The sequence below is a fragment of the Sporosarcina sp. D27 genome (assembly GCF_000586555.1).
GTDB lineage: Bacteria > Bacillota > Bacilli > Bacillales_A > Planococcaceae > Sporosarcina.
Genome location: NZ_AZUC01000014.1, coordinates 26,345 through 43,818 on the forward strand (window position 1 = coordinate 26,345; position 17,474 = coordinate 43,818).

The window sequence follows — 17,474 nt, forward strand, 5'->3', positions numbered from 1 at the left end:
AGCGAAGCGAAGGAAGCGGCTGAGATTGAGCCCCTCGGAAAGCGTGCATCTGGAGTGGAAATCAACCCAGTTAATCGACTATATGTAAACTAAATTGTCGCAACAAAGTGGAAAATCTTTATTTTTAAGAAACTAGTATGCTATCATTGAAGGCGCTTCCATTTTACAAATCATCATAGCAAACCGTACTGAAAAAGGATGGGATGACATGGATTTTTTGAAAGTCTCAATTGACCAAGGGGTCGCCGTCGCAACTATCAACCGTCCCCCTGCTAACGCACTCTCAAGAGCGCTCATTCTAGAAGTTGGCGACTTACTAGAGCAACTGAAAGACATCGATGAAGTACGAGTTATCGTCCTTCACGGAGAAGGCAAGTTCTTCTCAGCTGGAGCCGACATTAAGGAATTCACAACTGTCACTTCAGGAGCGGAATTCTCAAAACTGTCATCAGACGGTCAACGCATCTTCGAGAAGTTGGAAACCTATCACAAACCAGTGATCGCAGCCATTCATGGTGCAGCATTAGGTGGAGGTCTCGAGCTTGCCATGGCTTGTCACATGCGTTTTGTAACTGAAAACGCAAAACTCGGTCTACCAGAGTTACAGCTTGGCCTAATTCCTGGCTTCGCTGGAACACAGAGACTTCCAGGATATGTAGGGAAAGCCAAAGCAGCCGAAATGTTGCTGACGAGCGATCCGATTACGGGACTTGAAGCTGTGAAATGGGGACTCGCGAACCGCGTCTTTGCTGAAGACGTGATGCTCGCTGAAACGATGGCGATCGCACACAAAATTGCAAAGAAGAGCCCAGTAGCTATGAAGGCTGCATTGGCCATGCTTCAATTCGCCAAAGACGATTCCTATCATAAGGGCGTCGAGGCAGAAGCGAATTCGTTTGGAGAAGTATTTGTATCAGAAGATGCCAAAGAAGGCATTCAAGCATTTATAGAAAAACGTGAACCTAAATTTAATGGACGATAATACGTCAAGGAGGTCTGCAGTATGAACATTTATGCTTTAGTAAAACGTACATTTGACACAGAGGAAAAGATCGTTGTAAAGAATGGTGCCATTCAAGAAGACGGTGCGGAATTCATCATTAATCCGTACGATGAGTATGCTGTTGAAGAAGCGATTCAAGTTCGTGATGAGCATGGTGGGGAAGTAACTGTTCTTTCACTTGGTGGAGAGGATGCTGAAAAGCAACTTCGCACAGCACTCGCAATGGGCGCGGACAAAGCGGTATTGATCAACACAGAAGATGATCTGGATGAGATGGATGAATTCTCAGCATCTAAAATCATCTCTGAATACTTAAAAGACAAAGATGCTGATTTGATCATCGCTGGTAACGTTGCGATTGACGGTGGATCTGGTCAAGTTGGACCACGTGTCGCAGAACTTCTGGGCATTAACTATGTCACAACAATAACTGATTTAAAGATTGATGGGACATCAGCAACACTTGTCCGTGACGTTGAAGGGGACTCAGAAACAATCGAAACTTCATTGCCACTTCTCGTAACAGCTCAACAAGGATTGAACGAGCCTCGTTACCCATCACTTCCAGGAATCATGAAAGCAAAGAAAAAGCCTCTTGAGGAATTGGAATTGGATGATCTCGATCTTGATGAAGATGAAGTCGAAGCAAAGACTAAGACAATCGACATCTTCATGCCACCAGAAAAGGCAGCAGGTCGTGTCCTCGAAGGCGATATTTCTGATCAGGTAAGTGAATTGGTAAATCTATTGAACAAAGAAGCGAAAGTCATATAATACCAGCAATTTAAACCGTTCTAGGAGGGACTCTATATGTCTAAAAATGTATTAGTACTTGGCGAAGCTCGTGAAGGCGAACTGCGTAACGTCTCATTTGAAACGATTGCTGCAGCAAAAACAATTTCAGGAGGCGGAACAGTGACAGCTGTTCTCCTTGGTGACTCTGTTGAAAATCTAGCTCAAGAGATGGTTCATTACGGCGCGGATCGCGTTGTAACGGTTGAACATCCTCACCTGAAGCAATATACGTCAGATGCTTACAGCCAAGCGTTCATGGCAGTCTATGAGCAAGAGAAGCCAGATGCAATTGTCTTGGGTCATACGGCGATGGGGAAAGACCTTTCTCCGAAACTTGCAAGTAAACTAAGCTCAGGACTCATTTCTGATGTGACTAAGATTGAAGGAGAAGGCGATGCAGCTGAGTTCATCCGCCCGATCTATTCAGGAAAAGCATTTGAAAAAGTTCAAAGCAAGGGTGGACTTCTATTCATCACGATCCGTCCAAATAACATAGAACCACTTGCGAAAGATGAAAGCCGTTCAGGTGACGTTTCATCATTGACAGTCGATATTACAAATCTTCGTTCTGTAATTGCAAACGTTGTTCGTAAATCTACTGAAGGTGTAGATTTGTCAGAAGCGAAAGTAATTATCGCTGGTGGACGCGGTGTGAAGAGTGAAGACGGATTCAAACCGCTTGAAGAACTTGCACATCTGCTAGGTGGAGCTGTTGGAGCTTCACGTGGTGCATGTGACGCGGATTACTGTGATTACTCCTTGCAAATCGGACAAACAGGTAAAGTAGTTACACCTGATTTGTACATTGCGGTAGGAATCTCAGGCGCAATCCAGCACATGGCTGGAATGTCGAATTCAAAAGTAATCGTTGCTATCAACAAAGATCCAGAAGCGAACATCTTTAAAGTAGCAGACTACGGTATCGTAGGTGACCTATTTGAAGTTGTGCCAATGATGATCGAAGAAGTTAAGAAACTAAAAGGTTCACCAGCTGTTTAATCAGTTGATGAAATAACGGATCGATTTGAGAGAGCAGAAGTGGTTCCTTCACTTCTGCTCTTAAGTATTTGTAGATGAAATTGAGCTAGGAAGGTAGTAGGCAGATATTTCGCCTGTTGAATAGCTGCATGGTATAATCACTACATAGTTGTTACCTATAAAGGAGGACTTACCCAATGGCTATTTTGAATGCAACAGATGCAGATTTCACAGAGATAACTAATGATGGTGTAGTACTTGTTGATTTTTGGGCACCGTGGTGTGGACCTTGTAAGATGATCGCTCCAGTTCTTGAAGAGTTGGATGGCGAAATCGAAGGGAAAGCAAAAATCGTTAAAGTAAACGTGGACGATAACCAAGAAACAGCAAGCAAGTTCGGCATCATGTCAATCCCAACATTGCTCGTTATGAAAAACGGCGAGACTGTTGATAAAGTGGTTGGCTTCCGTCCGAAAGAAGAACTCGCTAAATTGGTTGAGCAACACGCATAAGTTTACTATCTCAAACCGGGTCCCTTTTCTAGAGGAACCCGGTTTTTTTGGCAGGTGATTCTAGATGAATGAATTGATCCAAAATAAGCTTGCAATCCTTCCTGATATGCCTGGCTGTTATATGATGAAAGACCGTCAAGGGACTGTGATTTATGTGGGCAAAGCGAAAGTTCTAAAAAACCGTGTACGCAGTTATTTCACAGGCTCCCATGATGCGAAAACACAGCGGCTTGTGACTGAAATCGAAGACTTCGAAACAATTATCACGTCTTCTGATATTGAAGCGCTGATCCTCGAATTGAATTTGATCAAACAATACGATCCAAAATACAACATCATGTTGAAAGATGATAAAACGTATCCGTACTTGAAGTTGACTGCTGAAAGACATCCTAAACTAATTGTCACACGCATTGTGAAAAAGGATAAAGGACGATATTTCGGACCGTATCCGAACGTTACGGCAGCGACGGAAACGAAGAAATTATTAGATCGGTTGTATCCATACCGTAAGTGCCATACGCTTCCGGATCGTGTTTGTCTGTATTACCATTTAGGGCAATGTCTTGCACCTTGTGTGTACGATGTTCCTAAAGACACTTATAAAGAAATGACAGATGATATTGCTCGCTTCTTAAATGGTGGCTATAAGTCTATGAAAAAAGAGCTTACTCAAAAGATGAGTGATGCTGCTGAAAATCTCGAGTTTGAACGAGCAACTGAATATCGTGACCAAATCTCTAACATTGAAACCGTCATGGAAAAACAGACGATGACGATGCATGATTTTAAGGATCGGGACATTTTTGGCTATGCTGTTGAAAAAGGCTGGATGTGCGTTCAAGTATTTTTTGTGCGTCAAGGAAAGCTTATTGAACGTGACGTCTCTCTTTTCCCAGTCTATCGAGATCCAGAAGAGGAATTGTTGACATTCATTGGACAGTTTTATGGAAAATCATCTCATATTAAACCGAGTGAAGTGCTGTTGCCACCAGGTATTGACCGGGAGATCGTCGAACAATTGCTGGATGTACATGTCTACATTCCTCAACGAGGGAAGAAAAAAGATTTGGTTCAGCTTGCAAATAAGAACGCATCCATTTCATTGAAACAAAAGTTCCAGTTAATCGACCGACAAGAAGAGCGGACGATTGGAGCTTGTGAAGAGTTAAGCGATGCGATGAACATCTCAATTCCATTGCGAATTGAGGCGTTTGATAACTCCCATACTCACGGAGTGGAGCCAGTTTCAGCAATGGTTTCATTTGTCGATGGAAAACCGAATCGTAAAGACTACCGGAAATACAAGACGAAAACCGCGGCGGCACATGACGATTACGGCGCAATGCGCGAAGTCATACGTAGACGGTATACGCGTGTCCTAAAAGACAATTTGCCATTACCAGATTTAATTGTCATTGACGGTGGGAAAGGGCAGATGGGCATTGCGCGGGAAATCATTGAAGATGAGTTAGGACTATCTATACCGATAGCCGGGCTTGCGAAAGATGATAAACACCAAACTGCGCAATTACTATATGGATCACCACCTGAGCTGATCCCATTAAAGCGTTCCAGTGAAGCGTTCTATTTACTTCAACGAATCCAAGATGAAGTCCACCGTTTCGCAATTACGTTTCACAGGCAACGGCGCGATACAGGTTCTCTTGTATCGGCGCTGGATGGATTGCCGGGAGTTGGTCCTAAGCGTAAGCAGAAATTACTGAAACACTTTGGTTCTGTCAAGAAAATTAAAGTTGCAACGAAAGAACAGCTTGTTGAAGCTGGGCTCCCAAAAGTTGTTGCGGAATCTGTAGTTGAATATTTTGCAGAAAAGAACAAGAATGCAGAACAAGCGAAAGAGTAAAAGAACGGGCCATGGCCCGTTCTTTTTCATGAAATGGATAGACTTATTTCTATTATAAAAGCGTTGAGAGGGAAGGGTGCTCATAAAACAGGAAAAGTGATCATAAATCACAGAAAGTGCTCATAAAAATAGGATTGTAATCATAAAACACGGAAATTGCTCATAAACCCAGCGATGTGCTCATTAATCACAGAAAATGCTCATAATTCACCAAAAGTGATCATAACCACCCGCAAGACTCAGTCACGCGGCACGATTCTCTATAAACCGCATTACTAACTCGCGCAAAATGTTCACTTTACCAATCAAAAACAAGTGCTGTTATGTGTGCTTCGCTTCGCGAAGCATTTAATGATCAATTAGAGATGATTTGAGTCACTTTAGTCCACATGTAACCTCCAACTCCCACTTGCAGCTGTTGATGTGCTCATAAAACAGGAATAGTGCTCATAAATCTTAGAAAGTGCTCATAAAACAAGGATTGTGATCATAAACCACGGAAATTGCTCATAAACCCCAAAAAGTGATCATAACCACCCGCAAGCCTTAGTCACGCGGCACGATTCTCTATAAACCCCAGCACTAACTCGCGCAAAATGTTCACTTTACCAATCAAAAACAAGTGCTGTTATGTGTGCTTCGCTTCGCGAAGCATTTAGTGATCAATTAGAGATGATTTGAGTCACTTTAGTCCACGTGTAACCTCCAACTTCCACTTGCAGCTGTTGATGTGCTCATAAAACAGGAAAAGTGATCATAAATCTTAGAAAGTGCTCATAAAACTGGGATTGTGATCATAAACCACGAAATTTGCTAATAAACCCAGCGATGTGATCATAAATCACAAAAAATGCTCATAAACCCCAAAAAGTGATCATAACCACCCGCAATACTTAGTCACGCGGCACGATTTTCTAAAAATCCCAGCACTAACTCGCGCAAAATGTTCACTTTACCAATCAAAAACAAGTGCTGTTATGTGTGCTTCGCTTCGCGAAGCATTTAGTGATCAATTAGAGATGATTTGAGTCACTTTAGTCCACGTGTAACCTCAACTTCCACTTGCAGCTGTTGATGTGCTCATAAAACAGGAAAAGTGATCATAAATCACAGAAAGTGCTCATAAAACAGGAAAAGTGATCATAAATCACAGAAAGTGCTCATAAAACAAGGATTGTGATCATAAACCACAGAAATCGCTCATAAACCCAGCGATGTGATCATAAATCACAGAAAATGCTCATAACCCACCAAAAGTGATCATAACCACCCGCAAGCCTTAGTCACGCGGCACGATTCTCTATAAATCCCATCTCTAACTCGCGCAAAATGTTCACTTAACCAATGAAAACAAAGAGTATGCCTGCAATAAACAAAGATCAAAATCCACGCAAAAAACTGGAGGATGAGAAACCGCTCATCCTCCAGCCAAGTAATTATTTTTCTATCTTATAGGTCTCATCCCAACGCACTTGCAAGATGATTTGTCCGGTTTTTTCATCGCGTGAGCCGTAACATTCCGTCAAGCAACCGTTCGCAATCTGATATTGCTCAGCTATGAAGCCGGACTCCAAGTGATACGAATCCTTAGTAGCTGGAGAAATAATTCTTTCAGACAACTGATAGTCAGCTTCTTCCTTACCTGAACTCACTAAAATCAATTCGCCCCAACCAGCTTCTTTAAAAAAGTCCTGTATTTCATCGACGGAAAAGACAGGGAATTTACGGGCGATCTCTTTTCCCGCCCAATAAAGAATATCATCTTCATGTTTCCCGAGAATGCCAGGAATTACATGGTCTCTCAGTAGTTCGTAGCCGAATCGTGTCGGCTCTCCAGTTGATTCGTGTGCCAAAACGCGAGCATCCCTTTCGTATCTATCAAATTACCTCTCATGGTATGTCATTAGATTTGCAACTAAAAGGTCAATCATACAAGTTCGTCACCTTGACCTTCCCAATATGGAGGAGTACAATGTACATGTTATTATATTGTAACATGAAGAGACGGACCGTCAAACATTCGCTTGTCGTTTTATCAGGTAGAAAAAGACATCCGGCTCCGAAATAAGGGAGGGTAAATCACTTGGTGAGAGAATCAGAGTTTTACTGGCGCCGACTGCATTCATTGCTTGGAATTATTCCAATTGGCTTGTTTGTGACGCAACACTTAATTATCAACCATTTTGCAACAAAAGGTGCTGAGTCATTTAACACAGCGGCGCACTTTATTGAAAACCTGCCGTTCATTTATTTCCTTGAATGGTTCGTCATCTACATACCGCTTATGTTCCACGCGTTTTACGGAGTGTATCTCGCATTTACTTCGAAAAACAACGTGCAACGTTATGGAACTTTCCGTAACTGGATGTTCATGTTGCAGCGTGTAACGGGAGTATTCCTTGTCATCTTCATTGCATGGCACATTTATGAAACACGTATCCAGAAATTATTTGGTGCGGAAGTTAACTACGATATGATGGCAGATATTTTCCAATCTCCATTCATGATCGTGTTCTACGCGCTAGGTATTCTTGCGGCTACTTTCCACTTGGCGAACGGCGTTTGGTCATTCCTAGTAACTTGGGGATTGGCACAATCACCACGCTCACAGAAGATTGTTACTTATGTAACACTAGGTATTTTTGTAATTCTTTCTGTGATTGGAATGCGCGCACTATTTGCATTCGCTTAAGAAATACTACGTTATTATGTAAACTTTGAGGAGTGAAACAATAATGTCAAAAGGTAGAGTGATTGTCGTCGGTGGCGGTCTTGCCGGCCTAATGGCGACCATCAAGGCATCAGAAGAAGGCGTCGGAGTAGACTTGTTTTCCCTCGTTCCTGTAAAACGTTCTCACTCCGTTTGTGCTCAAGGCGGTATTAATGGCGCTGTAAACACAAAGGGTGAAGGGGATTCCCCTATGATTCACTTTGATGATACGATTTACGGAGGCGACTTCCTTGCGAACCAGCCCCCTGTAAAAGCGATGGCTGAAGCAGCACCAGGAATCATCCACTTGCTTGACCGTATGGGCGTTATGTTCAACCGTACTCCGGAAGGTCTATTGGACTTCCGTCGTTTTGGTGGAACAATGCACCACCGTACCGCATATGCAGGTGCGACTACTGGACAACAGCTCCTTTACGCATTGGACGAGCAAGTTCGTGCGCAAGAAGTTGCGGGGCTGGTTCAGAAATTTGAACACTGGGAATTCCTCGGCATCATCATGGATGACGAAGGCGTTTGCCGTGGTATCAAAGCACAGAACCTTAAAACTATGGAAATCAAAGCATTCCCTGGTGACGCTGTTATTATGGCAACAGGCGGACCTGGAATCATCTTTGGTAAGTCAACGAACTCTGTTATCAACACAGGTTCAGCCGCTTCCATCGTTTATCAACAAGGGGCTAAATATGCAAACGGAGAATTCATCCAGATTCACCCGACTGCAATTCCTGGAGACGACAAACTTCGTCTCATGAGTGAATCTGCACGTGGTGAAGGTGGTCGGATTTGGACATATAAAGACGGTAAGCCTTGGTACTTCCTTGAGGAAAAATATCCTGCTTACGGAAACCTCGTACCACGTGATGTCGCAACACGTGAAATCTTTGACGTGTGTGTAAACCAACGCCTTGGTATTAATGGTGAAAACATGGTTTACCTTGACTTGTCGCACAAAGATCCACATGAGCTCGATATCAAGCTTGGCGGAATCATTGAGATCTACGAGAAATTTACTGGGGATGACCCACGTAAAGTTCCTATGAAAATTTTCCCTGCAGTCCACTATTCAATGGGCGGACTTTGGGTCGATTACGACCAGCACACATCTATCCCGGGCTTATTTGCTGCGGGTGAATGTGATTACTCACAACACGGTGGTAACCGTCTAGGTGCCAACTCTCTGCTATCTGCCATCTATGGCGGAATGCTTGCTGGACCAGAAGCCGTTAAGTATATGAAGGGTCTGAAGCATTCTGCAGATGATATGCCTTCTAAGATCTTCGACGACGCTGTGAAAGAAGAGCAAGTGAAGTGGGAAGCAATCCTCAACATGAAGGGAACTGAGAACGCATATGTAATCCACCGCGAACTTGGGGAACTAATGACTGAGAATGTGACGGTAGTTCGTTACAATGATCGTTTGGAAGCTACGGATAAAAAGATTCAAGAATTGCTTGAGCGTTGGGAAAACATCAACATGACGGATACGCAACAATGGTCGAACCAAGGTGCGACATTTACACGTCAGTTGAAAAACATGCTTTACTTGGCTCGTGTCATCACGCTTGGTGCACTGAACCGTAACGAAAGTCGTGGGGCTCACTACAAGCCTGATTTCCCGGAACGTGATGATGAAAACTTCTTGAAGACGACAATTGCGACGTTTGACGGTGAATCTGCACCGATCTTAACGTATGAAGACGTGGATGTTTCCCTGATTCCACCTCGTAAACGTGACTACTCTTCATCTAAATAAACTAGACGCGACTCGAGTAAGACGATAAATTCGCATCGAAAGGAGACTGACGGAAATGAGTGAACACCAAACAGCTGTTCAAGAACAGGCAGCTCCCGCTAAAACCGTAATGTTCGAAATCCAGCGGCAAGATACACCTGAATCTGCGCCGTACATGGAATCTTTCGAAGTCCCATATAAAGCCAACATGAACGTCATTTCTGCTTTGATGGAAATTCGACGTAACCCAGTGAACGCTAAAGGTGAAAAAACAACACCTATCAACTGGGACATGAACTGTCTGGAAGAAGTTTGTGGAGCATGTTCAATGGTTATCAACGGACGTCCACGCCAGTCGTGTACAGCGTTGGTCGATCAATTGACTCAGCCAATTAAATTAGAGCCGATGCGTACATTCCCGGTCGTTCGTGACTTGGTTGTCGATCGTGAAGGCATGTTCGATTCTCTTAAGAAAATCAAAGCATGGATTCCGATTGATGGTACGTATGATCTTGGAGAAGGACCACGTATGCCTGAGCGTAAGCGCCAATGGGCATATGAGCTTTCTAAGTGTATGACGTGTGGTGTATGCCTAGAGGCATGCCCAAATGTTAACGATCAAACAAACTTCATGGGACCATTTGCGATCTCACAAGTTCGTTTGTTCAATACACATCCAACTGGTGCACAGAACAAGGACGAGCGTTTGTCAGCGTTGATGACAGATGGCGGACTTGGTGAGTGCGGTAACTCACAGAACTGTGTAGTGGCTTGTCCGAAGGGGATTCCTTTGACAACTTCTATTGCGGCGATGAACCGTGCGACGACTGTACAAATGTTTAAGAACTTCTTCGGAAGTGACCATATGGTAGACTGATGTTTACTTGAAGAGAGTCCGGAAAGTCAGCGAGAGCTGATTTTCTGGGCTTTTTTTGTTGGAATGAATTCTTGGAGGGTGTTGATTTTCGTTTCAGACGGACGCGTTCCGAGGGGCACGGATGGTGAGCAGGTCTCCAGGGTCTCCCCATCGTGCTGATCCCTACGGAGTCGTCGTCTTTCACTACAATCAACGGTTAGTAGTGGAAGACGATGATTCCATTCCAAAAAAGAGTTCAAAGCAGAATTACTACTTATTGTCTGAGTTGTTTGATATAATGGAGAAATGAATGGTCATTCACTTTATGGACTGGGGGAGAATAGAATGAAGCAGAGTTATATAAAGAATTTTGAGGAGTGGGAAGAGGGGTTTCGGTTTTCAGCGACGATGCGGGTTCGGTTTTCTGAGACGGATATGTTTGGGCATCTGAATAATACGGTGACGTTTGCATATTTTGAACAGGCGCGGATTGATTATTTGAAGAGTTTAGGGTTGATGAATGATTGGCTGGATCCGAAGGGAGAACGCATTCCTGTTGTGGCTGATTTGCAATGTGATTATATGAAGCAAGTGTTTTTTGATGAATCGATAGATGTGTATGTAAAAGCAAATTCGATTGGGAAGAGTTCCGTCGATATTCATTATATGGCGAAGAATGTGAAAGGTGAGGTCGTGTTCACAGGACGAGGTGCAATGGTGCAAATCTCGAAGAAGACGGGCTCGGGTGTCGCTTGGACAGAAGAGGAAAAGGATTTGTTCTACGAAAGAACTAGGAATTAAGCCGGCACAGCCTCCCCCTATTTGGAATACTGTAAAAGGAAACCGAATAGGAGGGGCGCGTCTTGATGGAGGAGTTAAACAACCGATCTGTTCTCACGGGTAGGGAACGTGAAATTTTCACATTGCTCATAGCCGATCATACAACGAAAGAAATTGCGGGGAAGCTTGGAATCAGTGAAAAAACTGTCCGCAATCACATTTCAAATACAATTCAAAAGCTTGGCGTTTCTGGTCGAGCACAAGCGATGATAGAATTGCTTAGACTCGGCGAGCTCAGTTTGAATTAGTATCAGAATGCTATTAGAAAGGTTGCGGAGAGTTTTGCAACCTTTTTTTCTTTGTCATTCATTCACATTGAAATTTGTAAGGCGGTAAGATCCAATAGGGTGTGCTAAACTGAATCTTAAATAATATATTGATGAACACATTTAAAGGAGGAATAGGTGATGAAATCGATTACTAAAAAAAGGACGAAGGCATATTTCATTGACTTAGCGATCTCGACTGCCGTGGTAGGTGTGGCTGAGTATTTTCTTCGGAAAAAGGTGAAGAATGAAGCAGTTCATGCTCTTGTGACGCCATCCCTTGTCGCGTGTACCCTCGAATGTGCTCAATTACTTAGAAGTGGACAAACTGTCGGCTATAAGAAAATGGGATTGGTTTTGAAAAATGGAGATGGGTCAGATTTAAGCTCCAATCAGATTATAAAAAGAACGTTCTATCGTGATACTTTCAGTGCCTTGCAGTTCATTGGGAATCGCCAAGAGTTTATAAAAAATGATGGGGAAATATTACCACATGATTCCTATGCAAGAACAGTTGTGAAGGAAGTATAATAAGTAGGTGATGAATGAGTGCATTTGGTCTTGTCGCCTCTTTAAAATGTGACAATCCCGTGGAGTCAATGTTCTTAAAGTGGGGCTTTGGCAAATCCTTCGATTAGTTATTTATTGCATTTTTGAAGATTTAAGAGGAAAATAATAAGCAAACTCATGATTTGGAGCTGGTATCATTGACAGAAAAAGTCACAGCGAATCTTGAAGAAATTCATCACATGGAGAAAGATTTGCGTTACATTGCAGCGATTATTAAGCAACAAGGGCGCCAGATTTTAAGTAATTATACCATTACGCCTCCTCAATTCATCGCACTCCAATGGTTATTTGAGCATGGAGATATGACTATTGGGGATTTGTCGAACAAAATGTTTTTAGCATTCAGTACGACAACTGATTTAGTAGATCGCATGGAAAAGAATGAATTGGTGAAACGAGTACGTGACGAAAAAGATCGTCGAGTTGTTCGGATCCATTTGTTGGCAGAAGGCGAGCGCGTAATCGAAGAAGTAATCGATAAGCGACGTGACTACTTGCAAGATGTGGTAAAAGATTTTAACCCAGAAGAATTGTCAACGTTTACAGAACTACTATCAAAACTACACGTGGAAATGAGCACAGAATAACATGAAAGAATTCTCAGATTTACCAATCGGCATTATCGACTCAGGAGTGGGCGGCCTTACAGTGATGGACGAGCTCCTGAATCGGATGCCGAACGAACAATTTCTATACATAGGAGATGACGCCCGCTGCCCTTACGGCAACCGGTCTCCACAAGAAGTCGTCAAGTTCACTCAAGAATTAATCAGTGCCCTCAACGAATTTGGCGTCAAAATGGTGGTCATCGCATGTAACACTGCGACCGCATTTGCGTTGGAACACGTACAACCTATGTTCGACTTTCCAATTATCGGTGTAATTGAACCAGGCGCACGGACAGCGGTTAAAAAATCCGTGACAAAACAGATTGTTGTTCTCGGGACAAGTGGGACTGTGAAAAGCCAGGCATATGACCATGCGATTTTAGCATTGTCACCGGATGCTTGCGTTCATGGGCTCGCGTGTCCTGAATTTGTTCCAATTGTGGAACGGGGCGTATATAAATTGGCAGAGGCGGATCTAGTCGTCGAGAAGACGCTTGCGCCACTATCTTCCGAGACATTCGATGCTGTGATTTTAGGATGTACACACTTTCCTTTGTTGTCGCATTTCATACGAAAGCACTTACCTGCAGGGACAGAGCTCATTACTTCGGGGTCTGCGACAGCCGATACGGCAATTCGTATTTTGGATGAATTACAGCTTCACCGAGAAGCGTCGACGGAACGACTTTCTACGTTCTATACGACGGGAAACCCAGCTCATTTTGAACTAATCGTAAAAGATTGGTTACATATAGCGGATCCAGTTGTGGAAAAGCTAGTTCTATAAAATGTAGTAGATTTCAAATTCACTAACCCGGCGTACTGATTGCCGGGTTTTTGCGTGGGTTTGAATGGTTATGATAAGATGGATGGATGAAAAGAAAGAGGGAATATATGAATGAGACATGATAGACGAGCAGTTAACGCACTACGAAATGTGCAGATTGAAAAAGATTATTTACTTCATCCCGAGGGATCAGTTCTGATCACAGTAGGTAATACAAAGGTTATTTGCAACGCATCTGTTGAAGACAGGGTACCCCCATTTTTACGTGGTAGCGGAAAAGGATGGGTTACTGCAGAATATTCAATGCTTCCACGAGCAACGGGGCAACGGACACAACGTGAAGCAACGAAGGGGAAAATTGGTGGACGTACGATGGAAATCCAACGTTTGATCGGCAGAGCGCTACGTGCAGTAATTGACCTAGAAGCACTTGGTGAGCGGACGATTTGGATTGACTGTGACGTCATCCAAGCTGACGGCGGAACACGTACTGCATCGATTACAGGCGCGTTTGTTGCGATGGCGCTAGCGACTGCAGGGATAGCCGAGCAAAAGAAATTATCCAAATTCCCGATTAACCAATACCTAGCTGCGACGAGTGTCGGGAAATCAGAACAAGACGAACTTATCCTCGACTTGGATTACATCGAAGATTCATCAGCAGCAGTTGACATGAACGTCGTCATGACGAGCAAAGGTGAGTTTGTTGAGTTACAAGGTACAGGAGAAGAGTCTACTTTTACACGTAAAGAGATGAACGGATTACTAGACCTTGCTGAAAACGGCATCCAACAATTGATCGACCTACAAAAACAAGCACTCGGGCCGATTTGTGAAATGATCGAATCTAAAGAGGAGGCTGCACAATGAAACAAATTTTAGTCGCAACGAACAATAAAGGAAAAGTGAGAGACTTTGAAGAGCTGTTCAAACCTCATGGTATCGAAGTGATTTCTCTGAAAGATTTGGATGAGCCGATCGATGTCGAAGAAACAGGAACGACTTTCGAAGAGAATGCGATCCTGAAAGCAGAGGAAACTGCAAAGATTCTAGGTAATTGGGTCATTTCTGATGACAGTGGTCTTGAGATTGACGCTTTAAACGGCGAACCAGGGGTCTACTCGGCCAGATACGCAGGGGAACCGAAAGACGATGAGGCCAATATCGATAAAGCGTTAAGCGGCCTTAAAGACGTTCCTGAAGGCTCAAGAGGCGCACGCTTCCGTTGCGTGTTAGCCATTGCAGGACCGGGAATCGATACAAAAACGTTTTCTGGAAGTTGTGATGGTTCAATTCTATTTGAACGTCATGGGGAGAATGGCTTCGGGTACGATCCAATATTCTACGTACCTTCAGAAGGAAAAGCGATGGCGGAGTTGACGCCATCTGAAAAAGCAGCGATTTCTCACCGTGGTGTAGCGATGCGTAAATTCGAAAAAGAACTTCCGAATCTGATTGGCGAGGCGGGGATGAACGCATGAAACTGATCGTAATGAGCGATTCTCACAGTGATTTGAAAACGATTAAAGCAATCCGCAGCCGGGAAACCGATGCAGATGCATTTTTTCACTGTGGGGATAGTGAATTGGCGGTAAATGCGGACATCTTACAAGGCATGGAAATCGTTCAAGGCAACTGCGACTGGAATGCCGCGTTTCCTGAATCAGTGGTTGCCGAAGTGGGCACAAAAAAAATCTTGATGGTCCACGGTCACCAACATGGCGTGAAACAATCGCTCATGCAGCTCAAATACGCTGCAGAGCAAGTAAACGCCAACATCGTCCTGTTTGGACACTCGCACCTATATGGAGCGGAATTGCAAGATGGTGTACTCTACGTGAATCCAGGGAGTACGTTACTTCCTAGAGGTGGACGAGTGGCAACGTATGCAGTCATCGAACAAGAGGATTCGCTCAAGGTGACTTTCCGCAGTCCAGACACTGGAGAAGCGGTAGAAAAAGTTATTTTCACAACAAATTAAAAACCTATTGACTTCTATTCATTCTTTGCATATAATAAAACCTGTCGTTCAAATCATTTATGATTTTGACGCAGTTGTCTCAGTAGCTCAGCTGGATAGAGCAATGCCCTTCTAAGGCATCGGTCGGGGGTTCGAATCCCTCCTGGGACGTTTTTATAGTAAAATTGGTTCTTTTAGAATCGTATTGGAAACGTTTGAACCCTTGTTGCAACAAGGGTTCAGGCGTTTTTTCTTTATATCGAGAATACGACTGAATAAGTTAGAAAACGATTCGTCGGTATACAAAATGTATACAAGGTAAACATCAACTAGCATAGATTTTCACCTGAATTGCTTCATTTCGTTCTCCCATTACTTTTAGAACGTGAGCATAGTAATCCAAAGTAGTTTGGATATCAGCATGTCCTAATCGTTTGGATACTGAATGGATGTTAGCACCTTTATACAGAAGTACACTGGCATGTGTATTCCTAAGTCCGTGCATGGTGATTGAATCTATTTTCAGATTTTTAAGAATGGTTCTAAATACATCATTCGCACCTTTGTTCGTGACTGTCTTGATTAGAGTTGGACGGTAAAAGATTAACCCATGTGGATGATGCCTGGATTCTTCAACCAGGCCAGCAAATTGCTCCATAACTTTGAGATCAATTGATAATGTCCTTTCTGACTGCGCATTCTTCAATGGTCCGAAGCCTGAACCGCCTTGATAATACCAACTGCGCGTAATCGACAATGTATTCTCTTTGAGATTAAAACTATCTGTTGTTAATCCGACAAGTTCTCCGTAACGTGCTCCAGTTACCAGTCCTAAGAGGATTAGATGGAAAGTCGTTGTATTGCTACTTAATTTGTTAAATAGTGCGTTGTACAGCTTCATGCTGTCGTCATAACCTAAATGCTTGTCCTCAGACTTCTTTGCTGCGTTTGTAGCATGGATTTCAGCCTTCCTCGCAAAGTCGTTAGAGATATATCCATTTAAAAGTACGTGCAATGAATAAACTCTTCTGGCTGGCCATAGTGCCGGCTTTTCTATTGGTAATGCAGATTGTAACGGGATGGTTTGGCTATGACTTTGCAGCGGATGTGGTTGGCGAGGAGGCTACTGGATTTATTAATGCAGTGTTTGCCCTACTGGCTATACTCGGGGTCGTCGTGGACCCAACAACCGATGGTGTGGAAGATAGCAAACAAGCAATGAGGTATCACAAACCTAAGAAGGAGGAAAAATAATTATGGCTAAAATTTTTATTGATGAGGGACATGGAGCACATGATCCAGGTGCACTAGGTAAACTCTCAAAGGAAAAGGACAATGTATTGAAAGTCGGCTTGCGATTATAAACGTTGCTTGAAAGCGCGGGACACACAGTAAAAATGTCGCGCTCAACAGATGTTTTTATTCCTCTGTCCACACGTGCTCAGATGGCAAACAACTGGGGTGCTGATTACTTTGTAAGTCTGCATAACAACTCAGCTACCGATTATAGTGCAATAGGATTTGAAACGTTTATCTTTAACGGTAGCGTGAGTGCTGAGCCTTTTAAATTACAGGAAGCCATCCACAAGGCGATTGCAAGCAACATCGGCATCCGTGACCGTGGACAAAAACGCGGCAACTTAGCAGTACTCAGAGAATCAGCTATGCCGGCAGTGTTGATCGAGTATGCGTTTATTTCCAATGCGGGAGACGAAAGCATTCTAATCAACAAAGTGGAGCAACTGGCACAGTGGACAGTAGAGGGGATTGTTTCCTATGCAGGCGGCTCACTAAAACCCACACCACAACCACCAAAGGAGAAGGAAGATGAAATGGCTCAATTACTGCCTGACACACAAAAAAAGGACATGAAAAACCTATTACAACGCGCATATGATGAAAAGGTGTTTAGTGATAATCACACATCTAAAAAGACGATACAATGACACATGGGCAAGCAACAGACTTG

At 43.4% G+C, this 17,474-nt stretch carries 21 protein-coding genes and 1 tRNA gene; 20 read left to right on the forward strand and 2 right to left on the reverse strand.

Annotation, left to right across the window (positions count from 1 at the left end; genetic code table 11):
- The first annotated feature begins 208 nt into the window (after positions 1–208).
- The 5 genes from N693_RS0102810 (at position 209) to uvrC (ending at position 5,155) form a co-directional block, all read left to right on the forward strand.
- The gene (locus tag N693_RS0102810; protein WP_025783267.1) at positions 209–982 is read left to right on the forward strand and encodes an enoyl-CoA hydratase; all 774 of its coding nucleotides are present in this window, start codon (positions 209–211) and stop codon (positions 980–982) included.
- A 21-nt stretch (positions 983–1,003) separates the two neighbouring features.
- Positions 1,004–1,777, forward strand: a complete 774-nt coding sequence (locus N693_RS0102815; RefSeq protein ID WP_025783268.1) for an electron transfer flavoprotein subunit beta/FixA family protein — start codon at positions 1,004–1,006, stop codon at positions 1,775–1,777.
- A gap of 36 nt (positions 1,778–1,813) precedes the next feature.
- Positions 1,814–2,797, forward strand: a complete 984-nt coding sequence (locus tag N693_RS0102820; RefSeq protein WP_025783269.1) for an electron transfer flavoprotein subunit alpha/FixB family protein — start codon at positions 1,814–1,816, stop codon at positions 2,795–2,797.
- Positions 2,798–2,973: 176 nt separating this feature from the next.
- A complete protein-coding gene (gene trxA, locus N693_RS0102825; protein WP_025783270.1) occupies positions 2,974–3,288 on the forward strand; it encodes a thioredoxin in 315 nt (104 codons plus the stop codon).
- A 64-nt stretch (positions 3,289–3,352) separates the two neighbouring features.
- Entirely contained in the window at positions 3,353–5,155 is a 1,803-nt protein-coding gene (uvrC, locus tag N693_RS0102830) for an excinuclease ABC subunit UvrC (protein ID WP_025783271.1), read from the forward strand.
- A gap of 1,436 nt (positions 5,156–6,591) precedes the next feature.
- Here uvrC and N693_RS0102835 read toward each other — a convergent pair.
- Positions 6,592–7,008 carry a DUF2507 domain-containing protein gene (locus N693_RS0102835; RefSeq protein WP_025783272.1) on the reverse strand — a complete coding sequence of 139 codons (417 nt, stop codon included), beginning with the start codon at positions 7,006–7,008 and terminating at the stop codon, positions 6,592–6,594.
- Positions 7,009–7,238: 230 nt separating this feature from the next.
- Here N693_RS0102835 and N693_RS0102840 point away from each other — a divergent pair, with 230 nt between their 5' ends.
- The 12 genes from N693_RS0102840 to N693_RS0102895 all read left to right on the forward strand — a co-directional run bounded on the left by N693_RS0102840 (position 7,239) and on the right by N693_RS0102895 (position 15,676).
- Entirely contained in the window at positions 7,239–7,847 is a 609-nt protein-coding gene (locus N693_RS0102840; protein WP_025783273.1) for a succinate dehydrogenase cytochrome b558 subunit, read from the forward strand.
- A 43-nt stretch (positions 7,848–7,890) separates the two neighbouring features.
- Positions 7,891–9,639 (forward strand): succinate dehydrogenase flavoprotein subunit, encoded by a 1,749-nt coding sequence (gene sdhA, locus N693_RS0102845; RefSeq protein ID WP_025783274.1) that lies wholly within the window; start codon positions 7,891–7,893, stop codon positions 9,637–9,639.
- Positions 9,640–9,694: 55 nt separating this feature from the next.
- Positions 9,695–10,495, forward strand: coding sequence for a succinate dehydrogenase iron-sulfur subunit (sdhB, locus tag N693_RS0102850; RefSeq protein WP_025783275.1), 801 nt, complete (start codon positions 9,695–9,697; stop codon positions 10,493–10,495).
- Between the two features lie 324 nt (positions 10,496–10,819).
- Positions 10,820–11,275 (forward strand): thioesterase family protein, encoded by a 456-nt coding sequence (locus tag N693_RS0102855; protein WP_025783276.1) that lies wholly within the window; start codon positions 10,820–10,822, stop codon positions 11,273–11,275.
- 65 nt (positions 11,276–11,340) lie between these two features.
- Positions 11,341–11,562 carry a helix-turn-helix transcriptional regulator gene (locus tag N693_RS0102860; protein ID WP_025783277.1) on the forward strand — a complete coding sequence of 74 codons (222 nt, stop codon included), beginning with the start codon at positions 11,341–11,343 and terminating at the stop codon, positions 11,560–11,562.
- A 159-nt stretch (positions 11,563–11,721) separates the two neighbouring features.
- The gene (locus N693_RS0102865) at positions 11,722–12,111 is read left to right on the forward strand and encodes a hypothetical protein (protein ID WP_025783278.1); all 390 of its coding nucleotides are present in this window, start codon (positions 11,722–11,724) and stop codon (positions 12,109–12,111) included.
- 218 nt (positions 12,112–12,329) lie between these two features.
- Complete coding sequence (locus N693_RS0102870; protein WP_125103293.1) at positions 12,330–12,737, forward strand: MarR family winged helix-turn-helix transcriptional regulator; 408 nt, start codon at positions 12,330–12,332, stop codon at positions 12,735–12,737.
- Position 12,738: 1 nt separating this feature from the next.
- Positions 12,739–13,545 (forward strand): glutamate racemase, encoded by an 807-nt coding sequence (gene murI, locus N693_RS0102875; protein ID WP_025783280.1) that lies wholly within the window; start codon positions 12,739–12,741, stop codon positions 13,543–13,545.
- A gap of 111 nt (positions 13,546–13,656) precedes the next feature.
- Positions 13,657–14,415: a ribonuclease PH gene (gene rph, locus N693_RS0102880; protein WP_025783281.1), complete on the forward strand. Its 759-nt coding sequence runs from the start codon at positions 13,657–13,659 to the stop codon at positions 14,413–14,415.
- Positions 14,412–15,026, forward strand: coding sequence for an XTP/dITP diphosphatase (locus tag N693_RS0102885; protein ID WP_025783282.1), 615 nt, complete (start codon positions 14,412–14,414; stop codon positions 15,024–15,026). Before rph ends, N693_RS0102885 begins: the two co-directional genes overlap by 4 nt.
- Positions 15,023–15,526, forward strand: coding sequence for a metallophosphoesterase (locus N693_RS0102890; RefSeq protein ID WP_025783283.1), 504 nt, complete (start codon positions 15,023–15,025; stop codon positions 15,524–15,526). The genes N693_RS0102885 and N693_RS0102890 overlap by 4 nt, the downstream gene beginning before the upstream one ends.
- Positions 15,527–15,602: 76 nt before the next feature.
- A tRNA-Arg gene (locus N693_RS0102895) sits at positions 15,603–15,676 on the forward strand.
- 154 nt (positions 15,677–15,830) lie between these two features.
- Here N693_RS0102895 and N693_RS18805 read toward each other — a convergent pair.
- Positions 15,831–16,520 carry a site-specific integrase gene (locus N693_RS18805; protein WP_025783284.1) on the reverse strand — a complete coding sequence of 230 codons (690 nt, stop codon included), beginning with the start codon at positions 16,518–16,520 and terminating at the stop codon, positions 15,831–15,833.
- Here N693_RS18805 and N693_RS0102905 point away from each other — a divergent pair.
- The 3 genes from N693_RS0102905 to N693_RS18810 are packed head-to-tail and all read left to right on the forward strand — an operon-like array spanning position 16,520 to position 17,451.
- Positions 16,520–16,759: a phage holin gene (locus N693_RS0102905; protein WP_037592627.1), complete on the forward strand. Its 240-nt coding sequence runs from the start codon at positions 16,520–16,522 to the stop codon at positions 16,757–16,759. The two genes, N693_RS18805 and N693_RS0102905, sit on opposite strands and share 1 nt — an antisense overlap.
- A gap of 2 nt (positions 16,760–16,761) precedes the next feature.
- Entirely contained in the window at positions 16,762–16,869 is a 108-nt protein-coding gene (locus tag N693_RS20780; protein ID WP_081760024.1) for an N-acetylmuramoyl-L-alanine amidase, read from the forward strand.
- A 3-nt stretch (positions 16,870–16,872) separates the two neighbouring features.
- Positions 16,873–17,451, forward strand: a complete 579-nt coding sequence (locus tag N693_RS18810; RefSeq protein ID WP_371257543.1) for an N-acetylmuramoyl-L-alanine amidase — start codon at positions 16,873–16,875, stop codon at positions 17,449–17,451.
- Positions 17,452–17,474: the final 23 nt, after the last annotated feature.

What these genes read in the sequence shown, in the direction of transcription:
- N693_RS0102885 (WP_025783282.1), top strand. Translation starts at nt 14,412, where the DNA reads ATGAAACAAATTTTAGTCGCAACGAACAATAAAGGAAAAGTGAGAGAC.
- N693_RS0102890 (WP_025783283.1), top strand. Translation starts at nt 15,023, where the DNA reads ATGAAACTGATCGTAATGAGCGATTCTCACAGTGATTTGAAAACGATT.
- N693_RS0102865 (WP_025783278.1), top strand. Translation starts at nt 11,722, where the DNA reads ATGAAATCGATTACTAAAAAAAGGACGAAGGCATATTTCATTGACTTA.
- sdhB (WP_025783275.1), top strand. Translation starts at nt 9,695, where the DNA reads ATGAGTGAACACCAAACAGCTGTTCAAGAACAGGCAGCTCCCGCTAAA.
- N693_RS0102810 (WP_025783267.1), top strand. Translation starts at nt 209, where the DNA reads ATGGATTTTTTGAAAGTCTCAATTGACCAAGGGGTCGCCGTCGCAACT.
- N693_RS0102820 (WP_025783269.1), top strand. Translation starts at nt 1,814, where the DNA reads ATGTCTAAAAATGTATTAGTACTTGGCGAAGCTCGTGAAGGCGAACTG.
- uvrC (WP_025783271.1), top strand. Translation starts at nt 3,353, where the DNA reads ATGAATGAATTGATCCAAAATAAGCTTGCAATCCTTCCTGATATGCCT.
- murI (WP_025783280.1), top strand. Translation starts at nt 12,739, where the DNA reads ATGAAAGAATTCTCAGATTTACCAATCGGCATTATCGACTCAGGAGTG.
- N693_RS20780 (WP_081760024.1), top strand. Translation starts at nt 16,762, where the DNA reads ATGGCTAAAATTTTTATTGATGAGGGACATGGAGCACATGATCCAGGT.
- N693_RS0102905 (WP_037592627.1), top strand. Translation starts at nt 16,520, where the DNA reads ATGAATAAACTCTTCTGGCTGGCCATAGTGCCGGCTTTTCTATTGGTA.
- N693_RS0102870 (WP_125103293.1), top strand. Translation starts at nt 12,330, where the DNA reads ATGGAGAAAGATTTGCGTTACATTGCAGCGATTATTAAGCAACAAGGG.
- sdhA (WP_025783274.1), top strand. Translation starts at nt 7,891, where the DNA reads ATGTCAAAAGGTAGAGTGATTGTCGTCGGTGGCGGTCTTGCCGGCCTA.
- trxA (WP_025783270.1), top strand. Translation starts at nt 2,974, where the DNA reads ATGGCTATTTTGAATGCAACAGATGCAGATTTCACAGAGATAACTAAT.
- N693_RS0102855 (WP_025783276.1), top strand. Translation starts at nt 10,820, where the DNA reads ATGAAGCAGAGTTATATAAAGAATTTTGAGGAGTGGGAAGAGGGGTTT.
- rph (WP_025783281.1), top strand. Translation starts at nt 13,657, where the DNA reads ATGAGACATGATAGACGAGCAGTTAACGCACTACGAAATGTGCAGATT.
- N693_RS0102860 (WP_025783277.1), top strand. Translation starts at nt 11,341, where the DNA reads ATGGAGGAGTTAAACAACCGATCTGTTCTCACGGGTAGGGAACGTGAA.
- N693_RS0102815 (WP_025783268.1), top strand. Translation starts at nt 1,004, where the DNA reads ATGAACATTTATGCTTTAGTAAAACGTACATTTGACACAGAGGAAAAG.